The sequence below is a fragment of the Streptomyces rimosus genome (assembly GCF_008704655.1).
Classification (GTDB): Bacteria; Actinomycetota; Actinomycetes; order Streptomycetales; family Streptomycetaceae; genus Streptomyces; species Streptomyces rimosus.
The window spans coordinates 2,478,174-2,498,155 of the sequence record NZ_CP023688.1 but is presented as its reverse complement, the minus strand read 5'-3'; the positions used below and the strand labels follow the sequence as shown (position 1 = coordinate 2,498,155).

The 19,982-nt window shown below is 73.6% G+C and carries 14 protein-coding genes and 1 pseudogene; 11 read left to right on the top strand and 4 right to left on the bottom strand.

The window, feature by feature from the left end:
* Window positions 1-27 precede the first annotated feature (27 nt).
* Window positions 28-615, bottom strand: coding sequence for a TetR/AcrR family transcriptional regulator (locus CP984_RS10050; protein ID WP_003983942.1), 588 nt, complete (start codon window positions 613-615; stop codon window positions 28-30).
* Window positions 616-775: 160 nt separating this feature from the next.
* Here CP984_RS10050 and CP984_RS10045 point away from each other — a divergent pair, with 160 nt between their 5' ends.
* A complete protein-coding gene (locus tag CP984_RS10045) occupies window positions 776-2,215 on the top strand; it encodes an amidase (protein WP_003983943.1) in 1,440 nt (479 codons plus the stop codon).
* Between the two features lie 68 nt (window positions 2,216-2,283).
* Complete coding sequence (locus CP984_RS10040) at window positions 2,284-2,889, top strand: YdbC family protein (RefSeq protein ID WP_003983944.1); 606 nt, start codon at window positions 2,284-2,286, stop codon at window positions 2,887-2,889.
* A gap of 177 nt (window positions 2,890-3,066) precedes the next feature.
* On the opposite strand, the gene CP984_RS10035 is transcribed toward CP984_RS10040, so the two are convergent.
* Complete coding sequence (locus tag CP984_RS10035; RefSeq protein WP_003983945.1) at window positions 3,067-3,753, bottom strand: TetR/AcrR family transcriptional regulator; 687 nt, start codon at window positions 3,751-3,753, stop codon at window positions 3,067-3,069.
* 106 nt (window positions 3,754-3,859) lie between these two features.
* On the opposite strand from CP984_RS10035, the gene abc-f reads away from it, so the two are divergent.
* The 5 genes from abc-f to CP984_RS10010 all read left to right on the top strand — a co-directional run bounded on the left by abc-f (window position 3,860) and on the right by CP984_RS10010 (window position 9,019).
* The gene (gene abc-f / locus CP984_RS10030) at window positions 3,860-5,479 is read left to right on the top strand and encodes a ribosomal protection-like ABC-F family protein (RefSeq protein WP_003983946.1); all 1,620 of its coding nucleotides are present in this window, start codon (window positions 3,860-3,862) and stop codon (window positions 5,477-5,479) included.
* 111 nt (window positions 5,480-5,590) lie between these two features.
* Complete coding sequence (locus tag CP984_RS10025) at window positions 5,591-6,250, top strand: histidine phosphatase family protein (protein ID WP_003983947.1); 660 nt, start codon at window positions 5,591-5,593, stop codon at window positions 6,248-6,250.
* Window positions 6,251-6,261: 11 nt separating this feature from the next.
* Window positions 6,262-7,167 carry an ADP-ribosylglycohydrolase family protein gene (locus tag CP984_RS10020; protein ID WP_003983948.1) on the top strand — a complete coding sequence of 302 codons (906 nt, stop codon included), beginning with the start codon at window positions 6,262-6,264 and terminating at the stop codon, window positions 7,165-7,167.
* Between the two features lie 427 nt (window positions 7,168-7,594).
* The gene (locus tag CP984_RS10015) at window positions 7,595-8,296 is read left to right on the top strand and encodes a ribonuclease HII (protein WP_003983949.1); all 702 of its coding nucleotides are present in this window, start codon (window positions 7,595-7,597) and stop codon (window positions 8,294-8,296) included.
* A 66-nt stretch (window positions 8,297-8,362) separates the two neighbouring features.
* Window positions 8,363-9,019, top strand: coding sequence for a hypothetical protein (locus tag CP984_RS10010; RefSeq protein WP_003983950.1), 657 nt, complete (start codon window positions 8,363-8,365; stop codon window positions 9,017-9,019).
* A gap of 501 nt (window positions 9,020-9,520) precedes the next feature.
* Here CP984_RS10010 and CP984_RS42000 read toward each other — a convergent pair.
* Together CP984_RS42000 and CP984_RS10000 are read right to left on the bottom strand one after the other, a co-directional pair.
* Window positions 9,521-10,066 (bottom strand): annotated as a pseudogene (locus tag CP984_RS42000) (hypothetical protein); the annotation flags it as partial.
* Between the two features lie 233 nt (window positions 10,067-10,299).
* Entirely contained in the window at window positions 10,300-12,465 is a 2,166-nt protein-coding gene (locus CP984_RS10000) for a RecQ family ATP-dependent DNA helicase (protein WP_003981853.1), read from the bottom strand.
* 362 nt (window positions 12,466-12,827) lie between these two features.
* Here CP984_RS10000 and CP984_RS09995 point away from each other — a divergent pair, with 362 nt between their 5' ends.
* The 4 genes from CP984_RS09995 to CP984_RS09980 all read left to right on the top strand — a co-directional run bounded on the left by CP984_RS09995 (window position 12,828) and on the right by CP984_RS09980 (window position 19,955).
* Window positions 12,828-14,270 (top strand): DUF4192 domain-containing protein, encoded by a 1,443-nt coding sequence (locus tag CP984_RS09995; RefSeq protein ID WP_003981852.1) that lies wholly within the window; start codon window positions 12,828-12,830, stop codon window positions 14,268-14,270.
* A gap of 113 nt (window positions 14,271-14,383) precedes the next feature.
* Window positions 14,384-16,471, top strand: coding sequence for a glycogen debranching N-terminal domain-containing protein (locus CP984_RS09990; protein ID WP_226048636.1), 2,088 nt, complete (start codon window positions 14,384-14,386; stop codon window positions 16,469-16,471).
* Between the two features lie 48 nt (window positions 16,472-16,519).
* Window positions 16,520-17,284, top strand: coding sequence for an NUDIX hydrolase (locus CP984_RS09985; RefSeq protein ID WP_003981850.1), 765 nt, complete (start codon window positions 16,520-16,522; stop codon window positions 17,282-17,284).
* A gap of 544 nt (window positions 17,285-17,828) precedes the next feature.
* Window positions 17,829-19,955: an ATP-binding cassette domain-containing protein gene (locus CP984_RS09980; protein ID WP_003981849.1), complete on the top strand. Its 2,127-nt coding sequence runs from the start codon at window positions 17,829-17,831 to the stop codon at window positions 19,953-19,955.
* Window positions 19,956-19,982: the final 27 nt, after the last annotated feature.

The following is a 19,982-nucleotide window of genomic DNA, read 5'->3' as shown; positions in this document are numbered from 1 at the left end:
CAGATTAACCCCGGGGCGGGCCGGCGGTCAGGCGGCCTCGTCGCCCCAAAGGCGCGTCAGGTGGCTGTCCAGGGTGTCCAGCGCCGTGTCGGGGGAGAGGTGGCCGATCAGGACGTGGGTCGTCAGGCCGTCGGTGAGGGCGAGCAGGGTACGCGCCTCACGCTCCGCGTGCGGGCTCCCGGTGGCCTCGGTGATCAGGCGCGTGAACAGGCCGTGCAGGTCGGCGTAGTTGCCCCGCAGGATCTCGGCGAGCGGCGGGCTGACCGCGGCCTGTGCGACGAAGGCGAGCCAGACGCGCGCCTCGGCGCGGTGCTCGGGGCGCAGCAGGGAGATCTCGGTGGTCGCGTGCCCCAGCGCGCTACGGGCCGACTGCGCCGGTGACTCGGTGAGCCGCGCCGCCACCCGCGCCGAGATCCGCGCCCCGATGTGGCCGAGCGCGAAGACCAGCATCTCCTCCTTGGTGCGGAAGCAGCGCTGGACCGCCCCCATGGACACCTCGGCACGCGCCGCCACGTCCCGCAGGGTGACGCCTTCCAGGCCGTGTTCGTCGGCGAGGTGACAGACGGCGTCGGCGATCTGGCGGCGGCGGCTCTCGTGGTCCACCTGCTTGGGCATGGGGCGCTCCCGGTATGGCGATGCGTGCGTATCGTGACAAGGGTACGATGCGATGCGCTTGCATCGGAACGGGTGTGGGGCGACGCTGCGTGTGCGCGCTCGTCCATCGGGGACGGGGTGTCCGGATACCCGGGTGCAGCGAAGGCGAAGGGGAACGAGGGTGAAGGAGCAGGTGGTGGAAGCGGAGCAGGCACTGTGGAAGATGTCCGCCGGAGCGCAGGCGGCGGCCGTACGGAGCGGCGAGGTGACCGCCGTGGAACTGGTGGAACGCCACCTGGAGCGCATCGCCGAGGTCAATCCGGTCGTCAACGCCGTCACCCAGCTCTTCGCCGACCGGGCGCGCGCGGACGCGGCCGAGGTGGACCGGCGGCGCGCCGCGGGCCAGGACCCGGGGCCGCTCGCCGGGGTGCCCTTCACGGTCAAGGAGACCACCGCCGTGGAGGGCGTGCCGACCACGTTCGGCGCCGAGCGCTTCCGTCACAACATCGCGCACTCCGATGCGCCCCCGGTGGCGCGGTTGCGTGCCGCCGGTGCCGTCCCGATCGGGCACAGCAACATGCCCACCCTCGTTCTCGCGGGCGTCCACACCCGCAGTGAGCTGTACGGCGACACCCGCAACCCCTGGTCGCCGGAGGTGACGCCGGGCGGCACCAGTGGGGGCGACGGCGCCGCGGTGGCCGGCGGGATGGCCGCGATCGGGCTCGGCAACGACTCCGGCGGGTCGGTGCGCATCCCCGCGTCCTTCTGCGGCGTGGCGGGCCTGAAGCCCACGTACGGGCGCTTCCCCGCCGACCACCGTCTCGGCGCGGAGGATCCGGCGCTGGCCGGTCAGGTACTGGTGGTCGACGGACCGCTGGCCCGTACGGTCGGCGACCTCCGTCTCGTGTACGAGGCGCTGGCGGGCACCGACCCCCGTGACCCGCGGGCCGTACCGGCCCCTCTGTATGGCGAGCCGGTACCGCGGCCCCTGAAGATCGCGATGGTCATCGACCCGGGCGGCAAGGGAGTGCACCCCCTGGTGCGCCAGGCCGTCGAGGACGCGGCGGACGCGCTGCGCGACGCGGGCCACAAGGTGTGCGAGGTTCCGGACGTACCGCGCCTGGACGAAGCGCTGGAGGTGTACGGCCGTATGACCATGGCCGAATTCGCCCCCACCTGGCCGGTGATGCGGACCCTCCTGGGCGAGGGCGGACATCGCTACATCGAGATGTCGATGGAGGGTCAGGGCGCCGTACCCCCGGACGTGCCCGCGTACCTGCGGCTGACGAGCGCGCGACTCGGCATCCAAAGGGCATGGGCCGAATTCCTGGACACCTACCCGTTGTTGCTGGCCCCGGTCTTCACCGAGCCGCCCTTCGAGCCGGACCTGGAGATCCGGGACCGGGAGTCGCACGCGCGCGTCCAGCGGGCGATGCGCCTGTGTACGGCCACCAGCTTCGTGGGCGTACCGGCGGTGGCCGTACCGACCGGGGTCGTACGGGGCCTCCCGTACGGCGTGCAGCTCATCGGGCGCGCCTATCGGGAGGACCTGTGCCTGGAGGCGGCCGAAGCGATCGAACGGCGGTGCGGAGTGTTCACCCCGATCGACCCGCGACCGTAGGGAAGTTCGGTGTGGCGGGTGCGTGACGCGCGGTGATGCCGGGCCTGCCCGGGCCGTACGATGGCGCGGTGCTGGTCAAGTGGATTAGATGCACGGTCGTGGACCGCCGGGGGTTCGAACGGGGGCAGCGGAAATGGGCGGGGCTGCTCGGTGAACCGGGTTTCCGGGGCCAGGGCGGCGGATGGAGTCGAACACGTCCGTCGGTCGCGCATCTGGTCGCCTTCTGGGAGAGCCGGGCGTTCTACGACTCCTTCATGGCGCGCTCGCACGACCGGCTGGCGGCGGCGCAGGTGGGCACGTTCAAGGACTCCCGGGTGCGCCTGTTCGAGTACGAACTCGATGTGAAGGTGGGCTTCCGGCCCGTCTTCACGGACGCCGACGTCCTGCGCATAGCGCACTGCCAGGTGCGGGCCGACCGGGTCGAGCACTTCATGCTGATGCAGGAGAAGGTGTGGAATCCGGCCATGGCCGGCTCCCCGGGCATGCTGCGCGGCCTGATGGGGCGCGCGCCGGGGGAGGAGTTCCTGATCCTGTCGATGTGGGAGTCGGCGGCCGAACGGGGAAAGTACCGCCCGGAGCGCGTCGAGCGGCTGGGGTTCCGGGCGCAGACGGAGGCCGATGTGCGGGCTGTGACGGGCGACGTGGCGGATCTTGAGCCTGCTTGGACGGTGTGAGGGCGCCGCGGGTGCCTTGTTGTGGTGAGTGGGGGAGATCAGGCGGGAGCGGCTGTGGGGCGGGGGCGTCCGTGGCACCGCCCGCCGGTTGAGGGCCGCGCCAGGCGGTGAGGGGTCGGGGCGGGTGTGCCGTGTGGGTGGACGGCGCCGGCCCCTGTGCCGCTGGCTCCTGCGCCGTTACTTGGGAGGGGTGGGCGCGCCGGTTCCGGTTCCCGACCCGGCGCCCGCTGGGGTGAACACTCCGGCCTGTGCGGCTGCGAGGGCCGCTGCGGCGCTCTGGTCGGCGGTGTGCGTGTCCACCGGCTCGCGCGTGATGAAGAGCCGCAGGAAGAGCGGGGCGCACGCGGCCCGCGCGAGCGCTCCGGCGTCGATGCCGTCCTCTTGGGCCAGTAGCTCGCCGCGCTCGACGGCACGCTGGACCATGGGCTCGCAGCGCCGGAAACGTTCCGCGTAGTAGGCGTGCAGCGCGTCCGCGGCCCGCTGCGACTGGAAAGCGGCCGCGATGATCGCGGATCCGGAGGCCGCCGTGACCGGATCGGTGAACGCATCCACGACCTCGCGGGCGAGCGCGCGCAGATCGCCCGCGAGGGAGCCGGTGTCGGGCGGCGTCCAGGTGTCCTCGCCGGCCAGGTCGAGAGTGTCGGCCAGCAGCCCTTCGAGGTCGCCCCACCGGCGATAGAGCGTGGTCTTGTGCACGCCCGAGTGCTCCGCGACGTATTCGACGGTCAGGCCGGGATAGCCGTGTTCGGTCAGGCCCGCCAGCACGGCGTCGCGCACGGCGGCGCGAGTGCGGGCGGTGCGCCCGCCCGGACGGCGGGTGCCGGGGCTCGGTGCGGGGGCCTCCGGTGCGTTTCCCTCGGACAAGTGCTACTCCCGTTGCGTTAGTGCGGCGGCGTGTGTCATCATCGGCGTAACGCAACAAGCGTAGCGTTTGAGTCCGCGGTGTGGTGCCGCGGCGCCGGGGGTGCTCATGACCACGCAGATTTCGCTCCACGAGGTGTCCAAGTCCTACGGTGACCGGCTCCTGCTGGACGGCGTCTCCCTCTCGATACGCCCCGGCGACCGGGTTGGGATCGTGGGGGAGAACGGCGCGGGCAAGTCGACGCTGCTGCGCGTCGTCGCGGGGCTGGAGCGGCCGGACGAAGGCCGAGTCGTCCTCACCGCCGACGGAGGCGTCGGCCACCTTGGCCAGGTCCCCGACCTGCCGGGCGACCGCACGGTCCGGCAAGCGGTGGACGCCGCCCTCGCGGAGCTGCGCGAGATGGAGCGCCGACTGCGTGCGCTGGAGGCGCGGCTCGGCGACGGGAGACCGGGCGACCTGGAGGAATACGGTCGACTGCTCGGCGTCTACGAACTCCGCGGCGGGTACGAAGCGGACGTCCGCGTCGACAAGGCGCTGTACGGCGTGGGACTGGGGCACGTGGAGCGGGACCGCCCGTTCGGCAGCCTGTCCGGCGGGGAGCAGGCAAGGCTGGGCATCGCCTGCCTGATAGCCGCGTCACCCGAGGTGATGCTGCTCGACGAACCGACCAACCACCTCGACGCGGAGGCACTGGACTGGCTGGAGTCCGCGCTGATGGCCCACCGTGGCACGGTCCTCGCGGTGTCGCACGACCGTCTCTTCCTGCAGCGCGTGGCCGAGACGATCGTAGAGGTGGACGCCGACCGCAGGACCGCCGTCCGGTACGGCGGCGGGTACGGCACCTTCGTCGCCGCCAAGGCCGCGGCCCGCCGGCGCTGGGAGCAGGAGTACGAGCACTGGTGCGCCGAGACCCGGCGGCTCACCGAGTTCGCAGATGGTGCCGCCCGCAGCGTCGCCCAAGGGCGGCCCATCAAGGACAACAACAAGATGGCGTACGACCGCGCCGGAGGGCGGGTCCAGGCGTCGGTGGCCGGCCGGGTGCGCAACGCGCAGGAGCGATTGCGGCGGCTCCACGCCACCCCGGTCCCTCGACCGCCGGAGCCGCTCCGCTTCCAGGCCGGTCCGACCGCCGGTGACACCGAGGGCACGCTGATCGAGCTGACCGGTGTACGGGTGGGGGACCGCTTGGCCGTGGACGCGCTCTCCGTCGCCGCGGGGGAGCGGCTGCTGATCCACGGCGCCAACGGAGCAGGCAAGAGCACGCTGCTGCGGCTCATGGCAGGCGTGCAGCAGCCCGACGCGGGCACGGTCGTACGCCGTGGACGCATCGGCTACCTGGCCCAGGAGATACCGGTGTCCCGCCCGCAGGAACGGCTGCTGTCGGCCTTCGGCCGGGGCCTGTCCGGAGATCCGGAGGAGCTGGCCGAACTTCTGCTCTCGTTCGGCCTGTTCCGGGAGAGTGATCTCCAGGTACCGGTGGGCTCCCTCTCGGCGGGCCAGCGACGCCGACTGGCCCTGGCCCGCCTGCTGGCCCGCCCCGCCGACCTCCTGCTCCTGGACGAGCCGGCCAATCACCTCTCGCTCCCTCTCGTCGAAGAACTGGACACCGCACTCGCCGCCTGGCCCGGCGCTCTGGTCGTCGTCTCACACGACCGACTGCTCGACCGCCGTTTCGACGGCCGACGCTGCGAGGTGCGGTCTGGGCGGGTGACGGAGGGCAGGGGGTGACGGAGCTGGAGCGATAGGTGATCACTGGGGCGTGCCCACGTGCCCACGCGCCGACGGCAGCTCGGGCCGGGGCATGAGGCATGTACAGGGCAACCGTTTTAGGGTGGCGGCATGGCACGGCCCCGACGCATCATCCTCATCCGCCACGGAGAATCGGAGGGGAACACCGACGACACCGTCTACGAGCGGGAGCCCGATCATGCGCTGAGCCTGACGAAGAACGGGCTGCGGCAGGCCGAACAGGCCGGGGAATCGTTGCGGGCGATGTTCGGTGACGAGCGGATCTCCGCGTATGTGTCGCCGTACCGCCGCACGCACCAGACCTTCCAGGCGCTCGGGCTCGACATGGACCGGGTCCGGGTCCGCGAGGAGCCGCGGCTGCGCGAGCAGGACTGGGGGAACTGGCAGGACCGCGAGGACGTACGCCTGCAGAAGGTGTACCGCGACGCCTATGGCCACTTCTTCTACCGCTTCGCGCAGGGCGAGTCCGGCGCCGATGTGTACGACCGCGTCGGCGCGTTCCTGGAGAGCCTGTGGCGCAGCTTCGAGGACCCGGACCACCCGCCGAACGTTCTGATCGTCACGCACGGTCTGACCATGCGGCTCTTCTGTATGCGGTGGTTCCACTGGACCGTGGCGGAGTTCGAGTCCCTGACCAATCCGGGGAACGCCGAGTGGCGCTCGCTCCTCCTGGGCCCGGACGGCCGATACGCACTGGACCGGCCGTTCGAGCGCTGGTGTGAACCGGAGTCGTACGGCATCACCGGTTAGAGTGCACACCGATGAGCGCCGACCACCGTGACGCAGACCGCTTCGAGCGGGCCCTGATGAGCCTGCGCGGACTTTCCCTGGGCGATGCCCTCGGCTCCCAGTTCTTCGTTCCCGCCAACTACCCCCACCTCAAGCACCGTGAGCTGCCACCGTCACCGTGGCAGTGGACCGACGACACGGAGATGGCCTGCTCGGTCGTGGCCGTGCTCTTGGCCCACGGGCGCATCGACCAGGACGCGCTGGCCCGCTCCTTCGCCGATCACCACGACTTCGACCGCGGCTACGGTCCGGCGGTCAACCGCATGCTCCAGCTGATCCGGGAGGGCGGCGACTGGCGCGAGCTGGCCTCGGCGCTCTTCAACGGGCAGGGCTCCTGGGGCAACGGCGCGGCCATGCGTATCGCGCCCCTCGGCGCCTGGTACGCGGACGACCCCGAGCAGGCGACGCACCAGGCCGAGATCTCGGCCTACACCACCCACCAGCACCGGGAAGCGGTGGTCGGAGCGATGGCGGTGGCTGCCGCGGCCGCCCTGGCCGCCGCCCCCGACCGTACGACCGGCCCCGAAGCGCTGCTGGACGGCGTACTGGAGCTGATCCCGCGCAGCGCCGTGCAGGCGGGCCTGCGGCGTGCCCGGGACATGCTCGACTACGCCGACGCGGGCACGGTCGCCGCGGTGCTGGGCTGCGGGCGCCGGACCAGCGCCCACGACACCGTCCCCTTCACGCTGTGGGCCGCCGCCCGCCACCTCGGCGACTTCGAGCAGGCTTTCTGGGCCACCGCTCAGGCGGGCGGTGACGTGGACACCACCTGCGCCATCGTCGGCGGAATCGTTGCAGCAGGCGGCGCCACCCCGCCTCAGGACTGGCTGGACCGTACGGAAGCGCTTCCGGGCTGGATGCCGGACCTGTCCGGCTGAGGAACCGCGGGCGGCAGCAGCCGGGCAACCGGAAGAGTCGAGGCCGGGGCGCTTATGGTGCGGAACGGCCCGTACCCGCCCGGGCGAGGTGGCCAAGCGGGCTCTCCGCGCCTCTAGTTGATCTAGCGCGGAGGGCCGGCGCGCACGAGCGCCGCGATGAGTCCCGGGTGCCGGTGACACGCCTGAAAGTGCGCCGGTGCCCTCAGGAGCCGGAGACCTCCCCAGCCCTCTCGCCGTCGCACCCCGCACACGCAAAAGCACAGTCCGCGACCCCGCCCGTGGTCGGCCGCCCCGCCCCCATCCGTAACCGCGGGCCCTCCGGATCGCCGCCCACGATCCCTGAGGCACCCCCATCCCCCACAGCGCCGCATTCAGGCGGTACCCGGTGCGCACGCCCGCCGCGATTAGGCGTACGCTTGCTGGCGCCATGCCGTACGAGCCCCCAACCCACACCGTCGAGCGATCGCTTCGCGCCACCACGGGTGCAAAGATCATCGCTGGAGTGGACGAAGTCGGGCGCGGCGCCTGGGCCGGTCCGGTCAGCGTCTGCGCAGCCGTCACCGGACTGCGCCGCCCGCCGGCCGGACTCACCGATTCCAAGCTGCTGACACCCAAGCGACGTGTCGAACTCGCCGAGGTGCTCGACGGCTGGGTCACGGCGCACGCCCTGGGGCACGCCTCTCCGGAGGAGATCGACGCCCTGGGTATGACCGCGGCGCTGCGGCTCGCGGCCGTCCGTGCCCTGGAGGCGCTGCCGGTCCGTCCGGACGCGGTGATCCTCGACGGCAAGCACGACTACCTGGGCGGCCCCTGGAAGGTCCGTACGGTCATCAAGGGCGACCAGTCCTGCATCGCGGTGGCCGCGGCCTCCGTGCTCGCCAAGGTCCGTCGCGACGCGATGATGGGCGAACTGGCCGACGTACACGCCGACTTCGCGTTCGCGGAGAACGCCGGCTACCCGTCGCCCGCGCACCGTGCGGCCCTGGAGGAGTACGGGCCCACGTGCCACCACCGGGTGTCGTGGTCCTACATGGACGCCCTGCCCCGCTGGCGGCACCTGAAGAAGGTACGCAGCACCCCCGAAGCAGCCGCTCTGGAGGCCGGTGGCCAACTCGGCTTCGACTTCTGAGCGGTGCGGGCATGAATTCGGTACCCGATGACGTGTTCCGCACCTACGTTTGATAGACATCCTTTTATGCCTCTCATCCCCGAGGAGCCTCAGATTCACGAGAGTGTCCCGGGTCCCCGCGCAACTCCGGCCGCCGGCCGCACCGCGTCGACCCCCCGTCCTGTTCCTGGCCCCGGTCCCCGCCCCGCGCCTCCGCGCGGCGCCCCCGCGGCCAGCGCCCGCCCCGGCAAGCCCGGACCCGCCGCGCCGTCCCGTGGACCGGCCGGCGCTCCTCCGGCGCAGCGCACGGGGCCCAAGCAGCCCGCCGCGACCGCAGGTCCCGCCGACGCCGCTTCCGGAACGCAGCTCCAGCTGATCCCGGCCCCGCAGTCCGGCTCGCTCGACGCCGCCGAGGAGGCCGTCGACCTGCTGCTGGACTCCGGGCGTGCGCCGGGCGAGATCCTGGTGCTCACCACCGGCGAGATGCACCCCTGGGCCGCGCACGAACTGTCCTTCGGCGAGGCGTCCTACTGGGCGCAGCACGACGCCGCGGACGACGTGTTCTACGCGGACGCCGCCGCCGAGCGCGCGACCGGGCGCCCCGTCGTGATCGTCGCGGTGAACGGCGGCACGGAGGAGACCATCGCCCGTGCCCTGCCCGCCGCGATGGCCCGGGCCGGTGCGCTCCTGGTCGTCTGCGGCGACCCGCAGCGCATCAACGCCCTCCTGGGCGTCAGCGCCTGAGCGACACCGACGGGGGGAGCCCGGCGGCCCTGGGCCGGCCGGGCATCTCGCGCCGCGTGCGCACGGTCAGCGGGCCGCGGTGCGCCGCCGGGACTCCGCCGCGCCGCCCGCGCCACGGTGTGGTGCCGGTCGGCCGTCGCCGCACGGCTGCTCCGAAAGGGGCCGCGACTGCGGGGGATACGGCTGCGGCGCGGCCGTACGCGTCCGTTCCACGGCGGGGGACCGCTCCACCGGAGCGCACCGTTCCGGTGACCCGGACGGTGGCGGCGGCACGGGCCGCCGCGATCTGCCGACGAGTTCGGACGCCTCCGGTTGCCCGGTGCTCTCGGCCCGCCCGTACGCGTCTCCCTGAGCCGGTACGGATCCGTCCCCCCGGCCAGGCTCCGACGCGCCCCGTCGAAACGGTGCGGACTCGGCCTGCCGGACCGGTCCCGAGGCTTCTCGCCGCTCGACCGGACCGGGCTGTTCCGGTACGTGCCGGTGCGGCGGGTGTCCCGTATCCCCAAGGCGCCCGGTATGCGCGGCCGAGCGCGGGCGCCGGCCTCCGCGCCCTTCGCCCAGCACCTGCCAGCCGCTGCGCGTCAGCGTGATGTACGCGCCGCAGCGCAGGCCGTGCAGGGTGCACGCGTCGCGCAGCCCCCACATCCAGGCGCCGTCCGTCTCCGTCCAACAGGGCTCGCCCTCACGGCAGTAGAGCAGTACGGCCGTACGGACGGGCACCCGCAGCCGCAGGTCGTGCGGGACGACCCGGCGCAGCTGGGCCAGGAGCGCGTTGCGGAACTCCCAGCCGTCCGGGGCCGAGGCGCTCTGGACGAACGACGCGCTGGCGGTGACCCGTTCCTCGGGACCGAGCACCGCGACGACAGCCGTCGAGAGCCCCGGTAAGTGGCGGTCGTGCAGGCCGGTGACGATCTCGCGCGGGTTGCGCAGCAGGGGAATCCCGGCCGACGCCCACTCGGACGGCTCCAGCATGCGGCTGAGCCGGGCGGCGGAATCGGCTGAGGTGGGCAGGGACACGTCCGGGGGCTGGGCGAAGCCGAAGGTCACGGTCCTCCCTTCGTCTACGCGTCCACGCGCCGGACGGCGGCCGGCCGCGCGGGCACGGCTCGGTACCGCCGTACCCGGCCGCGGACGGCCGGTACGGGGAAGCGGGGCCAATTCTCGCGTTCGTACAGGCATGCGGCAATGAAGCGGACGCGCGCACAGCCGGAATCGGGCACCGCGCTTGTGGTATTCCTGCCCGCCGCACCGGTCCCTGACGCCCGACCACCCCCATCACCTCACCCTTGCACGGCAAGGACCAGCGGAAACACTCCGGCGGCACCCGCCTTGCGCAGCAGCCGCGCGGCCACGGCCAAGGTCCAGCCGGTGTCCGCGTAGTCGTCCACCAGCAGCACCGGCCCGGCGGCCGAGGCCAGGGCCTGCGCCAATTCCGGCGGCACGCTCAACGAGCCGTGCAGGGCCCGCAGTCGCTGGGCGCTGTTGCTGCGCGGAATCCGGGGATCCGCATCGTGGTCCGCGTACGTCACCGTCCCCAGGAACGGCATCCGCCCGACGGCGGCGATGCGCTCTCCCAGGGAACGGACCAGCTCAGGGCGGGTACGGGAGTCGAGGGCCACCACACCCACGGGGCGCGCCGGGGCGTCCGGCGCCCCCGACGCCCAGCCGCCGGGGCCCTTCGCCCAGTCCGCGAGGACCGTGACGACCGCGGACGCGACATCGTCCGGAATCGATCCGTCCGGAGCCTGCGCGGCGAGCATCGGACGCAGCCGGTTGCCCCAGCCGATGTCGGAGAGCCTGCCCAGCGCACGTCCGGTGGACGCCTGCTCGCCCGCCGGAATGCGCCCCTTGAGGTCGACGCCGATGGCGGGCAGGCCCGTCGGCCACATGCGCCGTGGCTCCACCTCCACGCCCGGCCGCCCCAGCTCGCCGCGCGCCGCGTCCAGCGACGCGGTGGACACCTCGGTGGTGAAGCGCGCGCCCGCGCAGTTGTCGCAGCGGCCGCACGGCGTCGCCGCCTCGTCGTCCAGCTGCCGCCGCAGGAATTCCATCCGGCAGCCGGTCGTCGTGGCGTAGTCCCGCATGGCCTGCTGTTCGGCCTCGCGCTGCCGCGCCACCCAGGCGTAACGCTCGGCGTCGTACGTCCACGGGCGGCCGGTGGCGGTCCAGCCGCCCTTGACCCGGTGCACCGCGCCGTCCACGTCGAGCACCTTCAGCATGGTCTCCAGGCGCGAGCGGCGCAGCTCGACCAGCGGCTCCAGCGCCGGCAGCGACAGCGGCCGGTCCGCGCCCGCCAGGACGTCCAGGGTCCGGCGCACTTGCTCCTCGGGCGGGAAGGCGAGGGACGCGAAGTACTTCCAGATCGCCTCGTCCTCACGGCCGGGGAGCAGCAGCACCTCGGCGTGCTCGACACCGCGGCCGGCACGCCCGACCTGCTGGTAGTACGCGATGGGCGAGGACGGCGAGCCGAGGTGCACCACGAACCCGAGGTCGGGCTTGTCGAAGCCCATGCCCAGCGCGGAGGTGGCGACCAGCGCCTTGACGCGGTTGCCGAGCAGATCGTCCTCGGCCTGCTGACGGTCCGCGTTCTCGGTCTTGCCGGTGTACGAGGAGACCGTGTGGCCGCGCTGCCGCAGGAAGGCGGTGACCTCCTCTGCCGCGGCGACCGTGAGCGTGTAGATGATCCCCGAGCCCGGCAGCTCGTGCAGATGGTCGGCCAGCCAGGCCAGCCGGTGCGCGGCGTCCGGCAGCGGGAGCACGCCCAGGCTCAGGCTCTCCCGGTCCAGCGGGCCGCGCAGGACGAGCGCCTCGGCCGCGCCCTCGCCCGTACCGAGCTGCTCGGCCACGTCGGCCGTGACCCGCGCGTTGGCCGTCGCCGTCGTGGCGAGCACGGGCACGCCGGGCGGGAGGTCGGCGAGCATCGTGCGCAGCCGCCGGTAGTCGGGCCGGAAGTCGTGGCCCCAGTCGGAGATGCAGTGCGCCTCGTCGACCACGAGCAGACCGGTGGCCGCGGCCAGCTTGGGGAGCACCTGGTCGCGGAAGTCGGGGTTGTTCAGCCGCTCGGGGCTGACGAGCAGCACATCGACCTCGCCCGCCGCCACCTCGGCCTGGATCGAGTCCCAGTCCTCGGTGTTGGACGAGTTGATCGTGCGCGCGTGGATTCCGGCGCGGGCGGCCGCATCGACCTGGTTGCGCATCAGCGCGAGGAGCGGGGAGACGATCACGGTCGGTCCCGCGCCACGCTGACGCAGCAGCGCGGTCGCGACGAAGTAGACCGCCGACTTGCCCCAGCCCGTGCGCTGCACCACCAGCGCGCGGCGGTGCTCGGCGACCAGCGCTTCGATCGCCCGCCACTGGTCCTCGCGCAGCCGCGCCGTGCCGCCGGGGTCGCCGACGAGGCGGGAGAGGACGGCATCGGCCGCGGCACGCAGGTCTTCGTTGCTCATGCCCCCATGCAACCCGATGCCACTGACAACGCGCGAACCGCCGCCCGATCCTGTGGACAACTTCCGTCACCCGGAGTTATCCACAGGGGTCGCGGCGGTGCGGTGGTTCGCGGGATCTTCGAGCCATGAACCAGCACAGCGAACAGCCCAGTCAGCCCGAACCGACCCGCCGATCCGACGGGTCCGCCCGCCGGTCCGGCCGGAGCACCGGCCCATCCGGCCGGCTCGACCGGCCCGCCCCTTCCCGCCGACCCGTACCGATCACCCCGGCCGCCTCATCCCGTCCGGCCGCCGGGTCCCGCCCGCCCACGCCGCCCGCTCCCCCTTCGCCACCGGCGCCCGAGTGCGAAGCCGCAGGGGCGGTGGGGGAGGCCGACGGTACCGAAGAGGCCAGGGTCACCCTGCGCGGGTCGGCCGAGCTGGCCGATGCGCTGCCATATCTTCTGGGCTTCTTCCCGGACGACAGCATCGTGCTCGTCGGCCTGCACGGCGAGCGGGGACGCTTCGGCAGCCGCGCCCGGCTCGGCATCCCGACCGACCGGTCGCAGTGGCCGTACGTCTCCGACCAGCTGGCCGGCGCGCTCGTCAGCCTCGGCGCGGAGCGGGGCTCCCGCCCCGAGGGGATCATCGCCTACCTCTGCCGGGAGCCGGCACAGGGCGAGAACGGCCGGGACGTCATGGAACGCCTCCGCCCGCTCGCGCAGCGGCTGCGGATCGCATGCGGTGCCCTGGACGTACCGGTGCTCGACGCGCTGTGCATCTCCAACGGCCGGTTCTGGTCCTACTGCTGTCCCGACGACCGCTGTTGCCCCGCCACCGGCACACCGTTGACCCCGCCGGGTACGTCGGTGATGGCCGCAGCCGCTGCTTACGCGGGTATCCAAGTCCGCGGCTCGCTGCGGGAAATGGAGTCACGGCTCACCGCGCGTACGGGTCCCCGCGCGGTGGCGCAGACGTCCGCGCTGGACGCCGTGGCGCACCGGCTCGTCCCGCGCATGCTCCAGGAGGGGACGGCGGCGTGCGTACGGGCGGAGACCTTGGTGCACGCTCAGGAGTTGATCCGCCGGTTCCGGGAGGACCCGCCCACGGGCAGTCGGCGGGCCAGGGACGCCTGTGACGACGCGCTCCTGACCGACGGCGAGGCGGCACGTCTCATCGTCGGACTTCAGGACCGCATCGCCCGTGACCGTGCGGCGGAGTGGATGGAGGGGCTCGACGCCGAACCCGCACTGCGTCTGTGGCAGGCACTGTCCCGCCGCTGCGTGGGCGGCTACACCGAGTACGCCGTGGCGCCCCTGTCCCTGGCGGGCTGGGTCGCCTGGGCCACGGGTGATCAGCCGTCCGCCCGCGTGGCGCTCGGCAGGGCGCTGACTTTCGACCCCGAGTGCCTCTTCGCCCAGTTGCTGCACAGCGGTATCAACCAGGGGCTGGACCCGGAGACGCTGCGACGCTGCCTTCGGGAGGAGCAGGCGGAGCGCGCTGCCCGAGCGGACACGGCGCCCGTGGGGAAGGTCGCACTGGCGTCCGACAGTAACTCCGTACCGGTGGTTGTGGACGGTCCCGCCCAGGCATCCGAGGCCCGGCCCGGGGTGGCCCGGTCGGGTGAGGCCGGCCGCGATGTCGGACCGGAGCGCCCCGCGGTGACGGACGGCTTCGGTGGGAGCGGTCGCCCCGGAGGGAGCGGCCGTTGTGGCGGCGCCGACCGCCCTGGTGGACCGCACGGCGGTACGCGTCCGCCGTCCCGTACGCGCACCGGCCGGACCGGGCGCCGTACGAGCCGCAACGGTGACCGGAGCCGGCCGTGAGCCCGCCGGTGCCGCGGTGCCGGCGTGACCTGGGCGCCGGCCGCGCCGTTCCCCTCTGTGGCGCAGTCCGTTTGGAGCCCAGACCCCAGCAGGGAGCGCAGAGAGTGTCAGGCATGGTCCCCACCACTCAGCCGGCCCGCCGGGCATCCGGAGATCACCGGTCCAAGGTGCCGCCCCGGCCCCCGGAACCGCAGCCCGTCCACGGGACCCTGATCTGCGTCGCCCTGCCGGCCCTGGCCATCTCCTCCGAGCGGGGCCAGCTCACCGGCCGGGGCACGGACGGCTTCTACCGCGTCGGGCGCCGCGTCCTGTCCCGGTGCGAGCTGAGCGCGGGCGGCGCCGAACCCGTCGTGGTACAGGGGAGGTTGGTGGCCGCGGACCGCGCACGGTTCGTCGGTACGGTCCGTACGGCCGTCGACCGCGGCCCGGACCCGGAGGTCCGTTTCGAACGGCTGCGGAGTGCCGACGGCGTCGAGCGGATCACGTTCCACAGCAGCGCACCACGCCGGGTGCGGCTGCCCGTGGAGCTGCGGCTGGGCACGGACCTCGCCGAGCTGGGCGCGATCGCCGTCGGTGTCGCGGGTCCCGAACTGCCCGCCAGCGTTTTCGGCTCGGGGCTGCGGTGGTCCGCCGCGGGGGCACACGCGGTGGTCGCCGCCACCCCGGCGCCCTCCGATGTCATGGCCTCGGCCGGGCTCCTGTGCTGGGAACTGGACCTGCCGCCCGGCGGTCACCACACCATCGAGGTACGCGTCCGGCTGGAGCACGCGACCGCGGGCACTCCCGCAGGCAGTCCGGTCCCGCTGCTCCCGGCCACGCGCGGTGGTGAGCAGCCGCCTCGCCCCTGGTCGGCGGCGCGGCTCCAGTGCGACGACCCACGGGCCGACGCACTGCTGGCCACGAGCCTCGACGATCTGCACGGGCTGCTGATGCGCGGCCCCAGCGCCCCCACGGACATGTACCTCGCGGGCGGGGTCCCATGGCGCTGCGGTCTCTCGCCGGCCGAGGCGCTCTGGGCAGCCCGCATGTTGCTGCCCTTGGGAACTCGGCTCGCGGGGCACACCCTGCGTACGCTCGCACGCCTCCAACTCGACGGGCCAGGGGCGGATTCCGGCCGAATTCCAGGCGGCCTGCGGGACGCGGGACCGTACGCACCACCCAGCTGTACGGGCGTCGAGGCGACGCTGCTGTTCCCCACGGTGCTCGCCGAAGCCCGCCGCTGGGGATTGCCCGAGCGGGAGACCGAGCAGTTGCTCCCGGCGGCGGAGCGCTGCCTGAGATGGCTGCACGCCACCGTCGGCGACGGGGACGTGTCGGGTGACGGAGCCCTGAGCGGAGGCAGCGGCTACGTCCCCGACCCCGCTCCCGGAGGGCCGTACCGCTGCGCCACACAGGCACACGCGCACCGGGCCGCGCTCCTCGGAGCCGACCTCCTCGAAAGTTACGGGAGACCCGGCGCTTCGGAGCTGCGCGAGTGGGCGGCGGGCCTGCGGGCGAGGTTCCGGGAGGAGTTCTGGGTGGAGAGCCGCAGCGGCGGCAGCCCGGCCGCGCTGCGCACATCCGGCGGGCGCCTGCTGCCGCACCTCGGTTCCACCGCGGCCCACCTCCTGGACACCGGCCTGCTCGGCGGCGGCCGGTCGGCCGTGGGCCTGCTCGATCCGGTGCGTACGGAACGGCTCGCCCGGCTGTTGGGCAGCCCGGCCATGGACTCGGGCTGGGGGCTGCGGGGGCTCGGGGCCAAGGAGAGCGGCTACAACCCGTTCGGCCACCGCAGCGGTGCCGTGCGGATCCACGAGACGGCCGTCGCCGCCGTCGGCCTGGCCACCGCCGGTCATGAGAAGGAGGCCGGCTCCCTGGTCCGCGGGCTCCTCGACGCGGCGCAGAGCTTCGACTACCGGCTCCCGGAGATGTACGCGGGCGAACAGCGCACCCGCGACGGAGCCCCCGTACCGCACCCGGCCGCCTGCCACCCGGCGGCCGTGGCCGCCGCGGGCGCGGTGCACGCGCTGACCGCTCTGGCCGGAGTGCGCCCCGACGTGCCCGCGGGGACCGTGGCGGTCCGGCCGGTGGGCGGCGCGCCGCTCGGCGCCATGCAGTTCACCGGGCTCAGCGTCGCCGGGCAGCCGTTCGCCGTACGGATCAGCAGGCTCGGCCTGGGGCTGGTGGAGGAGGCCGCGAATGGCTTGCAACTGGGGGCGTGAGGTGCGCCGGGGCCTGATTATCGTCAGGCGGACGACTATGATCGCGCCATGCCTCCCTACGATCCGTCGGCCTTCCCCCCGTTCGCCGTCACCGTCGATCTGGTGGTGCTCACCGTGCGCAGGCACGCGCTGTGCGCGTTGGCCGTGCGCAGGGGTGAGCCGCCGTTTCAGGGGCGCTGGGCACTGCCGGGCGGGTTCGTACGGGCCGACGAGGACCTGGAGGCGGCCGCGGCCCGGGAGCTTGCCGAGGAGACCGGACTGCACGCGCACTGCCCGGCGGGTCCGCCGCCGCCCTACGGGGCCCATCTGGAACAGCTCGCCACGTACGGCGACCCCAAGCGCGACCCCCGTATGCGCGTGGTCAGCGTCGCCCACCTGGTGCTCGCTCCCGACCTCCCCGCCCCGACGGCGGGCGGCGACGCCCACAGCGCGCGCTGGGCCCCGGTGGAGACACTGCTGGAGCAGGACGGCGGCCTCGGCCGCGAGGGCGAGCAGTCCGCCCCGCTCGCCTTCGACCACGCGCGCATCCTCGCGGACGGCGTGGAGCGGGCCCGCTCGAAGATCGAGTACTCCTCGCTCGCCACCGCCTTCTGCCCGCAGGAGTTCACCGTCGGGGAACTGCGCCGGGTCTACGAAGCGGTGTGGGGCGTGGCGCTGGATCCCCGTAACTTCCACCGCAAGGTGACCGGCACACCGGGCTTCCTGGTCCCCACGGGCGGGACGACGACCCGTCAGGGGGGCCGCCCCGCCCAGCTGTTCAGAGCGGGCGGCGCGACTCTGCTCAACCCGCCGATGTTGCGGCCGGAGGTCTGAGCGGGGGAGGGCGGGCGAGGGGGGAGACCCCGTGGAGTGGGGGCGAGGGGCGGAGTACGGCTGAGCGCCGGGTGGCGGTCGAGGGAGGGCCCATCGCGGTCGAATGCCGGGCCACGGCTGAATGCCGGGCCGAGCCCGAACGGCGGGGGCGGGACAGTGGGCCATGGCCGGACGGCGGCCACTGGTCGAACGGCGTCGTGCGTGCTCTGGGGCGGCGAGCTCCGGTGGGCTGACCCGCCGAGAGCGAGTGAGTGAGACTCTGCAGCCGAGCCGAGCCGAGCCGAGCCGAGCCGAGCCGAGCCGAGCCGAGCCGAGCCGAGGGGAGGGGAGGGAGGGGCGGGGGGGGGGAAGCCCCCCGTAGCGGAGCCGCGAACCGCGGCGCCCCTGCGGAACGACTGAGCCCCCCAGCCGCCCATGACACGCAAGACACCCAACCGAAGAGCATTACCGGCAAATCGGACACTCGGCGTTACCGTGGCCGGGTGAGTCCCCACCTCCTGCTTCTCGCCGTTTCCGTAAGGTCCCGCACTCCCTGGGGGCCGAGATGATTCAGGCCATCGGGCTGACCGGCGGCTCCCGCAAAGGGGGGCGTCCTGCCGTCGACGATCTGAGCTTCGAGGCTCCCGCCGGCCGGATCACCGTCCTGCTCGGTGCCGAAGGGGCCGGCAAGACCACCGCCCTGCGGCTCATGCTCCAGTTGGAGGGCGGTCGTGGTGTCGCGCTCTTCCGTGGGCGTCCGCTGCACCGCGTACCGAATCCGGCACGCGAGATCGGCGTGGTCCTGGGTGACGTGCCCGGCCATCCGGCCCGTACGGCGCGCGGGCATCTTCGCATGCTCACCGCCGCGGCCGGGGTACCGGCATCGCGCGCCGATGACGTGCTGGACGTCGTCGGCCTCAGCGGTCTGGCCGACGAGAAACTCGGCGCGTTCTCGCGGGGTATGGACCGCAGGCTCGGCCTGGCCACGGCTCTGCTCGGCGACCCGCACACCCTCCTCCTCGACGAGCCCTCCCGCGACGTGTCCCCGCGTGAGGCGGCGTGGCTGCACGGCCTGCTGCAGGGGTACGCGGCGCAGGGCGGAGCCGTACTGGTCACCTCCAGTGACGCGCGGGCGGCCGCCCGGCTCGGCCACCGGGTCGTCACCATCGAGGAGGGCAGGCTGGCGGCGGACCAGAGTGCGGCCGACTTCGCCCGTACCCGGCTGCGCCCCCGCGTCGTCGTCCGCTCGCCGCACGCCGACCGGCTCGCGTCGCTGCTCGTCGACGAGTCGCAGCGGGCCCGTCCGGGCGCGGACCCGAACGCCGGGCGCGCGGTCGAAGTCGTACGGGAGAGCGGCAGCCGTATCGCCGTCTACGGGAGTACCTGCGCGGCCGTGGGGGACACGGCGTTCCGGCACGGCATCCTCGTACACCGGCTCGCCGACGAGGTGGGGGACACCGGGCCGATCACCCCGCTCACCCGTGCCGACGGCCGCGCCCGGATCGCCGCCCGCGCGGAGCGGAGCAGCCCGGACCTCGGCACCACCCCGAGCGACGCGACCGTCGTGCCCGTGTTCTCGGAGCCCGCGACCGCCACCCCGCACGCGGCCGTTGCCCTCAGCGGAGGCTTGGGCGGGACCTCCGTACTTCCCCCGGCAGCGGACCCCGACGCCATCGCGTCCCCGCCTCACCTCGTCAACCCCGCTCCACCACTCGACTCCACCCAATCGCCCGTCCAAACCCCCACCGACCTCCCCACCCCCACGCCCCCCACTCACGCCTCCACCTTCAAGCCTTTGAACATCCAGAGCCCCCACAAGCCCCTGAAGCCCCTTCGCACCTCCCTTTCCCCCGGCGCCCCCGGCCCCGCCCCCGCTTCCCCCGAAGTCGCCGCCCGGCAGCTCGTGAGTCTGCGGCTTGCCGGTCGTGGTCCGGAGTGGCCGCTGCGGTACGAGCTGCGCCGTGCGACGACCGACCCCGCGGGCCTGGTCGTGGCCGTCCTCTCCCTGGCCGTCGCCCTGGTCTTCGCACTGGTTCTGGCCCGCGCCGGTGACACTTCCCGGGTGCATGTCCTCACCGGCTGGCCGCGTCAACTTCCGTTCCCCCCGGCAGCGCTCGCGGCCGGGGGGATCGGGGCGCTCTCCTTCGGCCAGGAGTTCCGCTATCCGGCCCTCGCCCCCGAGCAGGGCACCGTGCCCCGCCGCCTCGGCCTGCTCGCCGCCAAGCTGCTGATCAGCGGTGCGGCAGCGGCGCTGCTCGCGGTCGGGACGCTGCTGCTCGACGGCGCGCTGGTGCGCGGCCTGTTCGGCTCCGCCGGGCTGCCGCAGGGTGGCGACTGGAAGGTTCTGGCCGTCAGTTGGACGGCACTCATGATCGGCTGTGCGTGGGCGGGTGTCCTGGCGGCCGGTGTCTTCCGGTCCACCGCGATGGGGCTGGCGGCGGTGCTCGCCGTACCGGTGCTCGTTCTGCCGCTCGTACAGCAGGCGTTGGAGACGCCGGCCGGCCGGTCACTGGTCGGGGTTCCCGCGCGGCTGCGGTCGGCGGCGCTCGTGCAGTGGCCGTCCGGCTTCGACCAGGCGGTCGGTACGGTGCTGCGGCTGGCGGCCCAACCGGTGAGCGGGGCGCTCACGTTGTCGCTCACCGCACTGGTCTTCGCCTACGCCCTGACCGCCCTGCGGAAGCGGGCCCGCTGACCGCGTCCGGTACTGCTCGTGCGGCCA